This is a genomic window from Bacteroides sp. (genome assembly GCF_030151085.1).
Taxonomy (GTDB): domain Bacteria; phylum Bacteroidota; class Bacteroidia; order Bacteroidales; family Bacteroidaceae; genus Bacteroides.
Window position 1 is genome coordinate 1 of record NZ_JASLER010000042.1, and the last position, 13,865, is coordinate 13,865.

The window sequence follows — 13,865 nt, forward strand, 5'->3', positions numbered from 1 at the left end:
TATCCGTTTTCACGCTTCTGTAAACTTAGGTATTTTGAAGTTCCTTGCTTTTGAGCAAACTTTCAAAAACTCACTGACTACTCTACCTATGGGTGGTGGTAAAGGTGGTGCAGACTTCTCTCCGCGTGGCAAATCAAATGCTGAAGTAATGCATTTCGTTCAGTCTTTCATGCTGGAACTGTGGCGTCACATCGGTCCTGAGACCGACGTTCCTGCCGGTGATATCGGTGTAGGTGGTCGTGAAGTAGGTTTCATGTTTGGTATGTATAAGAAGCTGACTCACGAATTTACAGGTACTTTCACCGGTAAAGGCCGCGAATTTGGTGGTTCACTGATTCGCCCGGAAGCTACCGGTTACGGTAACATCTATTTCTTGATGGAAATGCTTGCTGCTAAAGGTACTGACTTGAAAGGCAAAACTTGCTTAATCTCAGGTTCGGGTAACGTAGCTCAATATACAGCTGAAAAAGTATTGGAACTGGGTGGTAAGGTTTTGACAATGTCCGATTCAGACGGTTATGTTTACGACCCCGCTGGTATAGACCGCGAGAAGTTGGATTACATCATGGATTTGAAGAACAACTACCGTGGCCGTATCCGCGAATATGCCGAGCAATATCCGGGCGTTAAGTATGTAGAAGGAGCTAAACCTTGGGGTGAAAAAGCAGACATCGCTCTTCCTTCTGCTACTCAGAACGAACTAAACGGTGATCATGCACGTCAGTTAGTTGCCAATGGTGTAATGGCTGTTTCAGAAGGCGCTAACATGCCCTCTACTCCGGAAGCCATCAAAGTATTCCAAGATGCCAAGATTCTGTATGCTCCGGGTAAAGCTGCCAATGCAGGTGGTGTATCCGTATCAGGTCTTGAAATGACTCAGAACTCTATCAAACTGGGTTGGAGCTCAGAAGAGGTAGATGAAAAGCTGAAAAGCATCATGAAGAACATTCACGCAGCTTGCGTACAATATGGTACTGAAGCAGACGGTTATGTAAACTACGTGAAGGGTGCTAATGTTGCCGGATTCATGAAGGTAGCAAAAGCAATGATGGCACAAGGCATTTTATAAGCCATAAAGGTGGTATTCTGTAAGCCATAGAATATTATAAAAAAGAAGCAAAGGCGGGACACTATAAAGTTTTCCGCTTTTGTTGTATCTATCAGATTTCAGTCAGTTAATTGCAAAGACAAGGAATCCACACATGGAAAACGGAACCTTTGCCGTATTCGGATTCTACCCGGATGGTGCCTCCCATTTGCTCGGCAATAGTCTTACAGATAGGTAATCCTAATCCTGTACCTTGTATAAAAGAATTCAGTTTTTTGAAACGTTCGAATATTTTCGATTGATTCTGCTTCTCAATACCCATACCCGTATCCTCTACATAGATATCCAGCCCGTTATCCCTACAATCATACCCCATCTTGATATATCCACATTTAGTAAACTTCACGGCATTGGTAATCAAGTTATTGACAATTTGACTCAAACGATCACGATCTGCCTCGACCATTAATTGTTTAAGCGGATTCTCGCTGATAAATTCCACTTCAGGATTGCTTACCTTCTCGTGCATCTGAAGTGCAAGATCATTGAACATCGCAGAGAAGTTAAATCTCACATTTCTAAAAGTCATTTTACCGGAATCCAAGACTGAAAGGTTCAGAATATCATCAAAGAGCGTCAGTAGCAGACTATTATTGAGCATGACAATGCGATTGTACTCTTCCCGCTCCGCCCTGCTTTCCGCTTCAATAATAAGTTGCGAAAACCCGACAATAGAGTTCAGTGGTGTCCGTATTTCGTGGCTCATATTGGCTATGAATTGCGATTTCAGCCTGTCGGCCTGTTCCGCTTTGTCTCGCGCTTCTTTCAGTTGATCCATCATCTGATGTTGCAACGTAACGTCGTCGCCCACACAAACCAGGAGTCTTTTCCCCTTAAAACTAAATGAGAATTTGACGGTTTGCAGATGAGTACTTACATCACGATCTGGAGAAGTCACAATTTCATGGATTAGCATCGGAGCCTCTTCTGTATAAGTAGAGGCTTCCGTATCATCTCTCCGATATTTGTCCGCTTCTTCCTTCGGAAAAATCTCATAGTCTGTCTTACCTATCAATAATTCTTTGGGCAAATTGCACATTTGCTCGAACTTTTTGTTGATAATATAAAAGCGATAATCATTTTCTATATCTTTGATAAGAATAGCCGAAGGCAGTTCGTGAAAAATAGCTTTCATCATCTGATGCGCCGCTTTTTCATCCCTGATAGCCTTTTTCAACATCTCTTCTTTTTGCACTGTTTTCGTTACGTCATGCGCAATGCAAACTAGCAGTCTGTTTCCTTCGGAAGTTACAACATAAGACTTGGTGGTTTGTAAAATTATTCGTTCTTGACCCGAAAAGTTAATTTCTTCTTGAAACAAATACTCTCCTCCTTTGGCTACGGCAGCTTCGTCATCCCGACGATACTTGTCTGCAATATCTAAAGGAAACATTTCGTAATCATTCTTTCCTATAATGTCCTTTTGCGAAAGATGCTGCAAAATGCAAAAGTTTTTATTAACTTTATAGTAACGGAAGTCATTTGCGACATCTTTTATAAAGATTATCGCACCCATTTTATCCATCAAGAACTGAGACAACTTATTGGGTGGCTGAGCCATATTGAGCAACTCATTTTTTTTTCTCAACGCACTCAATTCATCTTTCAGTCGCTGGTTTTCATTCTTTAATTCTTGTTCTTCTTTTAGATTCATAGTAGATATTAGAAATTGTTTTTCACAACTCAGGTTATCAATAGTAAAAGTATAAAATTAAAACGAATATTCTACTATATTTAGCGATAAAGTCAATTTTTTCATCTATTTCTAAAGATAGCGCTTGTATGCTCATTGTCAACTTCCTTTCTCTTTTCCACGTAGGGGAACTTCCGTTTCTACAAGGGGAAACACCCGTTTCCGCTAGCAGATACAGTCGTCCCCATTAGTCGATACGCCCATTCCCACTAGCGGATACAGTCGTTCCCAGTAATAGGATACGAGCGTTTCTACTAATAGGATACGAACGTTTCCAGAGGCAGGTACGCTTGTATCCACAGCTGGTTACGAACGTGTCCTACCCATAGGTCACGACAACACACTACTAATCAAAGCATTGCAAAGTAGTAAAATACAATAAGAGAGGTATTAAATATTCCAATCATACCCATCCACATAATCATCGAAATAATCATCCAACTCCACGCCGTAGCTTTTTGCTAAGCGGATGATATATTCCTGATCCACAGGACGAATCAGCCATTCACCCCGACGGGCAAGATAGTAATTCTTACGTCCGAAGTAAGACATGAGGCGTGAACGGAACGTACCATAATCACGAACAGTCAACAATTCCATAGCACGGGTAAAGCCTTTGGCATAACGTACGGTAGTCTCGGGACAATAATATTCACAATTCCCTTTCATGGCTTCTAGTTTTTGGGGAGTCAAAGTAGGCAGAAATGAATATTTCAAAGGAGCATGTTCCAAAGCTATATGTCGCAAACAAGTAGAAGCTTTGGAACAATCGGAAGATGCGCATACGCCAAATCCGTATGGCACTTGCGAATAATCGAATGATTTCATATTATATTTATTTTGCTACCCGCCAAGGTAGGCAGCATGTTCTTTTAATCTTGCATAAACGGCAGGATGGAGGAAATAGCAGATGTTCTTCCCTGCATTCAACGCTTCACGAATAAAGGTGGAACTGATTTCAAAGACAGGCGAGGATGTCAATTTTACATTCTCCGGTAAAGAAGCTGCATCTACCGGATACCCGGGACGCGGGTAAACAAGAATCCGGTTTTCAGCAAGAATACGTTCCGACTCGTACCAACGAGGGAAAAGTGCCCAATTATCAGAGCCAATAATAAGATGGAAAGTGTACTCCGGATAACTTCTTCTCAATTCATCCAAAGTATTGACTGTATAGGACGGGCGGGGCAAGCGAAACTCAAAATCGGATGCACGAAACTTGGAATAACCCTCAATAGCCAGTTTCACCAGCTCCAGTCGGAATTCATCGTCCATCAATTGTTCTTCCGACTTCAGCGGATTGTGCGGACTGACCATAAACCATACTTCATCCAAGCCCTCGTATTCACAAAGATAGTTTGCAAGAGCCAAGTGTCCGATGTGTATCGGATTAAACGAGCCGCTGAAAAGACCGATGTTCAATTATAAATGATAATTTAAGAATTATATATTTAAGATGATATCAAAGCAACTTTAAACGTTTCCAGCATCCATAAGCGTTAGCTCCAGTCAGGAACATAACAAATATCATAGCTACCGCTGCAATATATTCCTTGGCATTAACATCGAATATCGAAATAACCAAAGCGGCGAAAAACAGAACTACGTTGACAACCAATAGTATTTTATTGGCTTTAGAGCGGTTTTTTACCTGAAAGAATGGTTTACGTCCAATACTGCTCATAATTCCAAGAATTGACTGATTACCTTGAAGACTTCCGCTTTGGCTGTTTCCAAATCGTCGTTAACAATCACTTTGTCAAACTTCGGTGCAAAGGTCAACTCGTATTCAGCTTTCGCCACACGACTTTCTATAATTTCCGGAGCATCCGTACCACGACCCACAAGTCGCTTGCGCAACTCTTCAACAGAAGGGGGCTGAACGAAAACAGATAATGCACGTTCACCATAGAATTTCTTGATATTGCAACCGCCTACTACATCGACGTCGAATATAACATTTTGTCCGGCAGCCAATTGCTTCTCCACCTGCGACTTCAATGTACCATAGAAACGATCTTGATAGACTTCTTCATATTCAAGAAATTCATCATTAGCTATCCGGCTGCGGAATTCTTCGGGAGTCAAAAAGAAATATTCCACTCCATCCTTCTCCGTGCCGCGCGGTGGGCGGCTGGTGGCTGAAATGGAGAAAGCCAAGTTCAGGTTTTGAGTCAACAGATAGTTAATGATCGTCGACTTACCCGAACCTGAAGGCGCTGAGAAAATGATAAGTTTACTCATTATATAGATTACATTACGTTCAATACCTGTTCTTTGATCTGTTCCAGTTCATCCTTCATCTGAACTACAATCTTTTGCATTTCGGCATGATTGGATTTACTACCCAAAGTATTGATTTCACGTCCCATCTCCTGAGCGATGAATCCAAGTTTCTTTCCTTGACCGTTTCCACTCTCAAGCGTGTTGATAAAGTATTTCAAGTGGTTACTAAGGCGTTGTTTCTCTTCGTTGACATCCAACTTTTCTATATAGTAAATAATTTCCTGCTCCAAGCGATTCTTATCATAATCTACACTCAGAGTCTTTTCCAAAGCATCGGTTATGCGCTCTTTTACCTTGTCAACGCGTTCTTTCTCGAATGGAGCGACAGCTTCCAACAAACGACCGATATTAGCAATTTTCTCACGGAACTTCTTCTCCAAGGCAGCACCTTCCTGTTTGCGGAAATCCACCAAATGTTGGATAGCCTCTTCTACAGCAACGCGAACCATTGCCCATTCTTCGTCACCCAATTCCTGTATTTCATTCTTGGACATCACATCCGGCATACGCAGCAGAGTAGAGAACCAATCCTCCGGTTCGGGAATCCCGATAGTAGCAGAAATTTCTTTCACCCGCTTATAATAAGCTTCCACTACCTCCTGATTGATGGGAGTTATCAATTGATCAGCATCTTTCTTATCGATCCACAGACTGAAATCTACCTTACCACGCTCCAGCACCTTTGCTACTTCATTACGGATTTCAATTTCTTTTTCCCTATAAAGGGGAGCGATGCGTGTCGACAAGTCCATTGCCTTACTATTTAGAGACTTAATTTCAACGTTGATTTTCTTATCGGGTAGTTCGGCGGTAGCTTTGCCATACCCAGTCATGGATTGTATCATAATGCTTATTGAGTTTTGTGCAAAAGTACACGAATATTTTTATAACTGAAAATAAACCTGTAAATTTGCGACAATTTAATTCAGAAAAGACTATGTCGTGTATCTTGCACATTGAGACTTCCACTTCCGCATGCTCCGTTGCCGTGAGCGAAGATGGACAAAATGTATTTTCAAAAGAAGACCTGAATGGTCCCTCCCACGCCGTTTCATTGGGAGTATTTGTGGATGAAGCGTTGTCATTTGCCGACAGCCATGCAATGCCGATAGATGCGGTAGCCGTAAGTTGCGGACCCGGTTCGTATACCGGTCTGCGTATTGGTGTTTCTATGGCAAAGGGGGTTTGTTACGGTCGTAACCTTCCCCTCATCGGACTGCCGACGTTAAAGGTACAGTGCGTACCGGTACTGCTTTATCATGAAGAAATACCCGAAGACGCCCTACTCTGCCCAATGATAGATGCCCGCCGTATGGAAGTGTATGCAGCTATATATGACCGTGCTCTGAAACCAGTACGCGATATTGCGGCCGACATTGTAGATGAGAATACTTATCTTGAATTCCTAGACAAGCAGCCTATTTACTTCTTTGGTGACGGTGCAGCCAAATGCAAGGATAAGATTACGCATCCAAACGCACACTTCATTGATAATATCCGCCCGCTCGCCAAGATGATGTTCCCCTTGGCAGAAAAGGCTATCGCCGAAGAAGACTTCAAGGATGTAGCTTATTTTGAGCCCTTCTACTTGAAAGAGTTTGTAGCCAGCCAACCAAAAAAACTATTATAATAATAATTAAATGATTAATCAATATGCAATATAACACCCAACAAAAGCGAATGCCTCTGCCTGAGTATGGCCGTAGCATTCAAAACATGGTAGACCACGCACTGACAATTGAAGATCGTGCCGAACGCCAACGTTGCGCTAACACGATTATCAACATCATGGGAAACATGTTCCCCCATTTGCGTGATGTACCCGACTTCAAGCATAAATTGTGGGATCATCTTGCTATCATGTCCAACTTTACACTGGACATAGACTACCCATATGAAATAATCCGTAAAGACAATCTTAACACTAAACCGGAAAATGTTCCGTACCCCAGTACCAAGATTCGTTATCGTCACTATGGTCGTACTTTGGAAGTACTGATAAAGAAAGCTATCGAGTTCCCCGAAGGAGAAGAAAAACAAAACCTGACAGCCCTCATCTGCAACCACATGAAGAAAGACTACATGGCATGGAACAAAGACACCGTAGACGATCGCAAGATTGCAGACGATCTCGATGAGCTATCTCAAGGCAAGCTTCAGATGACTGACAGCATTATTCGCCTCATGGCAGAACGGATTGAAATGAACTATCGCCCGAAGTTGAATAATCAAAATAACCGGAGAGACAATAATAACCGGAACAACAAGAGAAAATACTAAATCAGTGATTAATGATTAGTGATTTGCTTATAAAACATGCGTTATACGCCGCAAAGCATCACCAACAAATCACTAACAACTAATAACTAAATTCATGGCATCATTTGTAATTGAAGGAGGACACAGCCTTTCCGGTGACATCTACCCCCAAGGAGCGAAGAACGAGGTATTGCAGATTATCTGCGCCACGCTACTCACTGGCGAAGAGGTAACTGTGCATAATATTCCGGATATACTGGACGTCAACAACCTCATCCAATTGATGCGGGATATGGGAGTTAGTGTATCGAAGAAAGGCATCGACACTTACAGTTTTCAAGCTTCGAATGTCGACTTTGACTATCTGGAAAGTGATGCGTTCTTGAAGAAATGTTCCAGTCTGCGTGGTTCCGTCATGCTGGTAGGTCCAATGGTGGCACGCTTCGGCAAGGCAATGATATCCAAGCCGGGCGGAGACAAAATAGGACGCCGTCGTTTGGACACCCACTTTATCGGTATTCAGAATCTCGGAGCTGACTTCTCGTATAATGAAACGCGTGAAGTCTACGAAATATCAGCAGACAAGCTTCATGGTACTTACATGTTGCTGGACGAAGCATCCGTAACCGGAACCGCCAACATTGTTATGGCAGCTGTGCTAGCAAAAGGTAAAACGACCATTTACAACGCCGCTTGTGAACCCTACGTGCAGCAACTCTGCAAAATGTTGAACCGCATGGGCGCCAAGATAGAAGGCATCGCCTCCAACCTTCTTACCATAGAAGGTGTGAACGAGTTGCATGGTACCGACCATACCATCCTACCCGACATGATTGAAGTGGGTAGTTTCATCGGTATGGCAGCAATGACTCGTAGCGAACTGACCATCAAGAATGTTTCATACGAGAACTTGGGAATCATCCCTGATAGCTTCCGACGCCTCGGCATTAAGATGGAGCAACGGGAAGATGATATTTATATTCCGGCACAAGATAGTTATCAGATAGAATCCTTCATCGACGGTTCCATCATGACCATTGCAGATGCTCCATGGCCGGGACTGACTCCCGACTTGCTGAGTGTGCTGCTAGTGGTTGCCACCCAAGCGAAGGGTAGCGTACTGATTCATCAGAAGATGTTCGAGAGCCGTCTGTTCTTTGTGGATAAACTGATAGACATGGGAGCGCAAATCATTCTTTGCGATCCGCACCGGGCTGTTGTAATAGGTCATAACCACGGATTCAAACTGCGTGGCGGCAACATGACTTCACCCGATATCCGTGCCGGTATTGCCCTACTGATAGCTGCTATGAGTGCTGACGGCATAAGCCGCATACACAACATAGAACAGATAGACCGGGGCTATCAAAATATTGAAGGACGTTTGAATGCGCTTGGTGCAAGAATTACGAGAATATAATAAAATGATAAGAAAAGAGGAAGTATATAAAATAGGTATATTCAACAAGCCGCACGGCATACACGGAGAGTTATCGTTCACTTTTACGGATGATATCTTCGACCGGGTGGAAGCTGAATACCTGATCTGCCTGTTAGATGGAATTTTGGTCCCCTTCTTTTTGGAAGAATATCGCTTTCGTTCTGATACCACCGCACTCGTCAAGCTCGAAGGAGTAGATACAGCAGAACGTGCCCGCATGTTCACCAATATTGAAGTCTACTTCCCTGCCAAGCATGCGGAAGATGCGGAACCGGACGAACTGAGCTGGGATTTCTTCGTAGGATTCCGCATGGAAGAAATACATCACGGTAAGCTAGGTGAAGTGACAGACGTAGATACGTCCACCATTAACACTCTGTTCGTCGTGGATTATAATGGAGAAGAATTACTGATTCCCGCACAGGAAGACTTCATTGTCGATATTGACCAGAAGCACAAAGTTATCACGGTAGATCTGCCGGAAGGACTGTTGTCGCTGGAAGATACGGAGGAAGTGTGATTAGTTATAATTGATTGGTTTATAAAATAAGGTGTATTGGAGACAAAAAAGAAAAAGAATAAGAAACGCAGTAAAGCTTTTTGGAACAATATCAAGTTCAAATATAAGCTGACTATCATCAATGAGAATACTCTTGAAGAGGTAGTTGGACTGCGTGTATCTAAACTGAACGGAATTTCCGTGCTACTCTCCGTACTGACTGTACTATTCCTGATAGCAGCTGTCATTATTGCTTATACTCCCCTCCGCAACTATCTGCCCGGATATATGAATAGTGAGATTCGTACCCAAGTGGTTGAAAATGCGCTACGCGTAGATTCACTCCAACAATTAGTGAACAGGCAGAACCTCTACATTATCAATATCCAGGATATATTTCAGGGAAAGATAAAAGCAGACACGATTCAGTCTATGGACTCCTTGACTAACATGCGCGAAGACTCTCTGATGGAGCGTACAGGCCGTGAAGCTGAGTTCCGTAAACAATACGAAGAAACAGAAAAGTATAATCTGACAAGTATTACCTCCCGCCCCGAAGTAGACGGGTTGATCTTCTATCGCCCTACCCGTGGTTTGATTTCGTCCACTTTCAATCCTGATAAAAAGCACTTCGGTACAGATATTGCCGCCAGTCCGGGTGAAAGCGTATTGGCAACATTGGATGGGACTGTCATATTAAGTGCCTATACAGCCGAAACCGGCTACGTGATACAAGTACAGCACAATCAAGATTTTGTGTCCGTCTATAAACATTGCGGTTCCCTGTTGAAGCGCGAAGGTGACACGGTAAAAGGTGGCGAAGCCATTGCATTAGTAGGAAACACCGGACAATTAACTACCGGGCCGCATCTGCACTTTGAATTATGGCATAAGGGCAGGTCGGTGAATCCGGAACTATATATCGTATTTTAAGTTATGAAGAAACAAATAGCCATTCTTGGTTCTACCGGTTCTATCGGCACACAAGCGTTGCAGGTCATTGAAGAACATCCTGAACAATACGAAGCGTATGTGTTGACTGCCAACAATCGTGTAGACGACCTTATTGCCCAAGCACGTAAGTTTAAGCCTGAAGCAGTGGTCATAGCCAACGAATCAAAATATCCGCAACTCAAGGAAGCACTTGCCGATCTGCCTATCAAAGTATATGCAGGCGAAGATGCTCTCTGCCAAATTGTAGCAGAAGCACCTATCGACATAGTACTGACCGCTATGGTGGGTTATGCCGGATTAAAGCCTACCATGAATGCCATTCGTGCCCGCAAGCCGATAGCCCTTGCCAACAAGGAAACACTCGTTGTTGCCGGCGAACTTGTAAACGATCTGGCACGTATCAGCGGCACTCCCGTCTTGCCGGTCGATTCTGAACATTCTGCTGTATTCCAGTGTTTAGCAGGAGAAATCGGTAACCAGATAGAGAAAGTTATACTGACTGCTTCCGGTGGTCCCTTCCGTACTTGCAGCATGGAGCAGCTGGCAACTGTAACCAAGGCGCAAGCTTTGAAACATCCCAACTGGGACATGGGTGCCAAAATCACCATTGACTCCGCTTCCATGATGAACAAAGGGTTCGAAGTGATTGAAGCCAAATGGTTATTCGGTGTACGTCCTGACCAGATAGAGGTAGTGGTACATCCGCAATCGGTGATTCATTCCATGGTGCAATTTGAAGACGGAGCAGTGAAAGCCCAACTGGGTATGCCCGATATGCGTCTGCCTATCCAATATGCGTTTTCATATCCCGAACGTCTCAAAGCTTCCTTCCCACGTCTGGATTTCAAGATGTGCACCGAACTGACATTCGAGCAGCCGGACACTACCCGCTTCCGCAATCTGGCATTAGCCTACGAAGCTCTGCATCGTGCCGGCAATATGCCTTGCATCGTAAATGCAGCCAACGAGGTGGTAGTAGCCGCTTTCTTAAAAGATGAAATATCATTTCTCGGCATGAGTGATGTGATTGAAAAAACAATGTCACGCGTATCCTTTATACAAAAGCCTACCTACGAGGATTATGTAGCAACGGATGCAGAAGCAAGAAAGGTAGCCACTTCGCTGATTAAATAGTAAATAGAAAATTGTAAATTATAAAACTGTAAATAACTAGATGGAAACATTCTTAATTCGTGCCCTACAACTCATCATGAGTCTTTCGTTACTCGTAATCGTACATGAGGGAGGACACTTCCTATTCGCTCGTTTATTCAAGACGCGAGTAGAAAAATTCTGCTTATTCTTCGACCCTTGGTTCACGCTCTTCAAATTCAAGCCTAAAAACAGTGAAACTGAATATGGTATCGGTTGGTTGCCTTTAGGCGGCTATGTCAAAATTGCAGGTATGATAGATGAATCTATGGATACCGAGCAAATGAAACAACCCATGCAACCGTGGGAATTTCGCGCCAAGCCGGCATGGCAACGATTGCTGATTATGGTAGGTGGCGTACTGTTCAACTTTATACTGGCATTGTTCATCTACTCCATGATACTCTTTACCTGGGGTGATGAATACGTTCCGGTACAAAAAGCTCCATTGGGTATGGACTTTAATGAAACAGCCAAATCTATCGGTTTTCAAGATGGTGACGTGTTGATTTCGGCTGACGGCGTTCCTTTCGAGCGTTATAATAGCGACATGTTGACAAGTGTGGTCGATGCCCGTCAGGTAACTGTATTACGTGGTGGACAAGAAGCCTCCGTCTACATCCCCGAAAACATGATGGAACAGTTATTAGGGGATAGTGTACGCTTTGCTTCTTTCCGTTATCCGTTTGTCATTGACAGCATTATCCCCGGACGTCCCGCTGCCTTAGCCGGACTGCAAGTAGGTGATAGTATTACGCACATGAATGGAAAGTCGATTTCTTATTTCGACTTTAAAGAAGAAATGATTAGTCGTGCCAAAGCGGCAAAAGATGCTGGATATGAGGTTACCCAAGATACCGCTGATATCATTGCAGGAATAGCTTCACCTGCTGATCCGCATCGCATTACATTGACATACGTCAGAGCCGGTGTAACCGACACAATTACTATAACAGCTGATCCTCAATACGAAATCGGAATTGCAGCACTTGCTAACACTAGTAAATTGTTACCAATAGAACGTCAGGATTATAGCTTCTTTGCTTCATTCCCTGCCGGTGCTTCTTTAGGAGTACAGACACTAAAAGGTTATGTCAGCCAAATGAAATACTTATTCTCTAAAGAAGGAGTCAAACAATTGGGTGGCTTCGGAACTATCGGTAGCATCTTCCCTGCAACCTGGGATTGGCATCAGTTCTGGTATATGACAGCATTCCTATCAATCATCCTTGCCTTTATGAACATTCTCCCCATTCCGGCATTGGACGGTGGACATGTATTATTCCTAATTTATGAAATCGTGGCTCGTCGTAAACCAAGCGATAAGTTTATGGAGCGCGCACAAATGGTAGGTATGTTCCTGCTGTTCGGGCTACTGATTTGGGCGAATTTCAATGATATATTGAGGTACTTCTTCTAATAAGCCCTCAAAAAGAAAACAGACCATCTGCTTCAATGAAACAGATGGTCTGTTTTATATAAACGCATGGTCTGTTGAGGGCAAACAGATGATCTATTCCGCCTTAACAGATCATGCGTTTTTTATCGGTACATCTTATACCAAATGGGCAATCCACTCTTCGCGATCACCGGGAAGAAGGTCAATCACCGGAACTTCTACCATTGTATAGCAACCCGGTTGCTGACGCATAGTAGCGCGTGCCACACATACCAGTACCTGAGCTGTAAGAGCAGGATTATTAATACGCATATTGAACTCGAAGAGTTGGTTTTGTGTCTTACCGGAAACACCTTTACGGGTCAGGTTCACACCATGTCCCATATCAAGCAGAGCATCCACACTCGGAACCAATTTCACATGAGTTTCATCATTCACAAAATACGGATCAGCTTTGATAGCTGCGGCAACTTGCTCGAAGTTATAACCATCATTCAGCTCAATGTATACCATACGGCGATGAATACCCGTACCTGTAGGAATAGTCATAGATAGGGCAGCTTTCACTCCCTCTATAGCTTTCACTGCTACAGTATGTCCCATACTCATACCCGGACCGAAATTGGTATATGTAATACCTTTCGGAGCAATAGCTTCCAATAGGGTACGAACAATAGAATCACTTCCCGGATCCCAACCTGCCGAAATAATTGACACTGAATTATGAGCCTTAGCCTCAGCATCCAAAGTACGGCGCAAATCAGTGATACCCGTGTGAATATCAAAGCTATCAACCGTATTGATTCCTAAAGCTAATATTTCTTTTGCATATTTTTCTACGCTACGAGTAGGTGTACAAAGGATAGCAACATCCACTCCTTCCAATTCCTGGATACTCTTCACTACGGGATAATTACTCAACTCTTCGGGACGGTTCTCGGCTCCGGCACGACGCACTACCCCAGCGATTTCAAAGTCGGGAGCTGCTTGCAATGCTTCGAGTACATAATGTCCGATATTGCCATAACCTACGATGGCCGCTCTTACTTTTTTCATACTTTTATCGAATTTAGT

General features: G+C 43.4%; 15 protein-coding genes. 8 read left to right on the top strand and 7 right to left on the bottom strand.

Annotated elements, in window-relative coordinates; all coding sequences use genetic code 11:
• The coding region (gene gdhA, locus Q1W14_RS07795; protein ID WP_300700436.1) for an NADP-specific glutamate dehydrogenase at window positions 1-1,069 on the top strand (1,069 nt) is incomplete at its 5' end.
• Between the two features lie 106 nt (window positions 1,070-1,175).
• On the opposite strand, the gene Q1W14_RS07800 is transcribed toward gdhA, so the two are convergent.
• From Q1W14_RS07800 to Q1W14_RS07825, 6 genes are all read right to left on the bottom strand, one after another.
• A complete protein-coding gene (locus Q1W14_RS07800; RefSeq protein WP_300700437.1) occupies window positions 1,176-2,762 on the bottom strand; it encodes an ATP-binding protein in 1,587 nt (528 codons plus the stop codon).
• A gap of 429 nt (window positions 2,763-3,191) precedes the next feature.
• Entirely contained in the window at window positions 3,192-3,629 is a 438-nt protein-coding gene (locus Q1W14_RS07805) for a DUF6078 family protein (RefSeq protein WP_300700438.1), read from the bottom strand.
• Window positions 3,630-3,644: 15 nt separating this feature from the next.
• A complete protein-coding gene (nadD, locus tag Q1W14_RS07810; protein ID WP_300700440.1) occupies window positions 3,645-4,223 on the bottom strand; it encodes a nicotinate (nicotinamide) nucleotide adenylyltransferase in 579 nt (192 codons plus the stop codon).
• 40 nt (window positions 4,224-4,263) lie between these two features.
• Window positions 4,264-4,485 (bottom strand): hypothetical protein, encoded by a 222-nt coding sequence (locus Q1W14_RS07815; protein ID WP_300700442.1) that lies wholly within the window; start codon window positions 4,483-4,485, stop codon window positions 4,264-4,266.
• Window positions 4,482-5,045, bottom strand: coding sequence for a guanylate kinase (gene gmk / locus Q1W14_RS07820; RefSeq protein WP_300700443.1), 564 nt, complete (start codon window positions 5,043-5,045; stop codon window positions 4,482-4,484). Before gmk ends, Q1W14_RS07815 begins: the two co-directional genes overlap by 4 nt.
• Before the next feature lie 8 nt (window positions 5,046-5,053).
• On the bottom strand, window positions 5,054-5,932 hold the full coding sequence (locus Q1W14_RS07825; RefSeq protein WP_300700444.1) for a YicC/YloC family endoribonuclease: 879 nt from the start codon (window positions 5,930-5,932) through the stop codon (window positions 5,054-5,056).
• 92 nt (window positions 5,933-6,024) lie between these two features.
• Here Q1W14_RS07825 and tsaB point away from each other — a divergent pair, with 92 nt between their 5' ends.
• The 7 genes from tsaB (at window position 6,025) to rseP (ending at window position 12,812) form a co-directional block, all read left to right on the top strand.
• Window positions 6,025-6,717 carry a tRNA (adenosine(37)-N6)-threonylcarbamoyltransferase complex dimerization subunit type 1 TsaB gene (gene tsaB / locus Q1W14_RS07830; RefSeq protein ID WP_300700446.1) on the top strand — a complete coding sequence of 231 codons (693 nt, stop codon included), beginning with the start codon at window positions 6,025-6,027 and terminating at the stop codon, window positions 6,715-6,717.
• Between the two features lie 23 nt (window positions 6,718-6,740).
• Complete coding sequence (locus tag Q1W14_RS07835; RefSeq protein WP_300700448.1) at window positions 6,741-7,367, top strand: DUF4290 domain-containing protein; 627 nt, start codon at window positions 6,741-6,743, stop codon at window positions 7,365-7,367.
• Window positions 7,368-7,461: 94 nt separating this feature from the next.
• Entirely contained in the window at window positions 7,462-8,766 is a 1,305-nt protein-coding gene (murA, locus tag Q1W14_RS07840; protein ID WP_300700449.1) for a UDP-N-acetylglucosamine 1-carboxyvinyltransferase, read from the top strand.
• 4 nt (window positions 8,767-8,770) lie between these two features.
• On the top strand, window positions 8,771-9,307 hold the full coding sequence (gene rimM / locus Q1W14_RS07845) for a ribosome maturation factor RimM (protein ID WP_300700450.1): 537 nt from the start codon (window positions 8,771-8,773) through the stop codon (window positions 9,305-9,307).
• A 36-nt stretch (window positions 9,308-9,343) separates the two neighbouring features.
• Window positions 9,344-10,219 carry a M23 family metallopeptidase gene (locus Q1W14_RS07850; protein WP_300700451.1) on the top strand — a complete coding sequence of 292 codons (876 nt, stop codon included), beginning with the start codon at window positions 9,344-9,346 and terminating at the stop codon, window positions 10,217-10,219.
• Between the two features lie 3 nt (window positions 10,220-10,222).
• Window positions 10,223-11,374: a 1-deoxy-D-xylulose-5-phosphate reductoisomerase gene (locus Q1W14_RS07855; RefSeq protein WP_300700452.1), complete on the top strand. Its 1,152-nt coding sequence runs from the start codon at window positions 10,223-10,225 to the stop codon at window positions 11,372-11,374.
• A 40-nt stretch (window positions 11,375-11,414) separates the two neighbouring features.
• On the top strand, window positions 11,415-12,812 hold the full coding sequence (gene rseP / locus Q1W14_RS07860; protein ID WP_300700453.1) for an RIP metalloprotease RseP: 1,398 nt from the start codon (window positions 11,415-11,417) through the stop codon (window positions 12,810-12,812).
• A gap of 135 nt (window positions 12,813-12,947) precedes the next feature.
• Here the strand turns inward: rseP and Q1W14_RS07865 are convergent, their stop codons facing one another.
• Window positions 12,948-13,847, bottom strand: coding sequence for a diaminopimelate dehydrogenase (locus Q1W14_RS07865; protein ID WP_300700454.1), 900 nt, complete (start codon window positions 13,845-13,847; stop codon window positions 12,948-12,950).
• Between the last annotated feature and the right edge of the window lie 18 nt (window positions 13,848-13,865).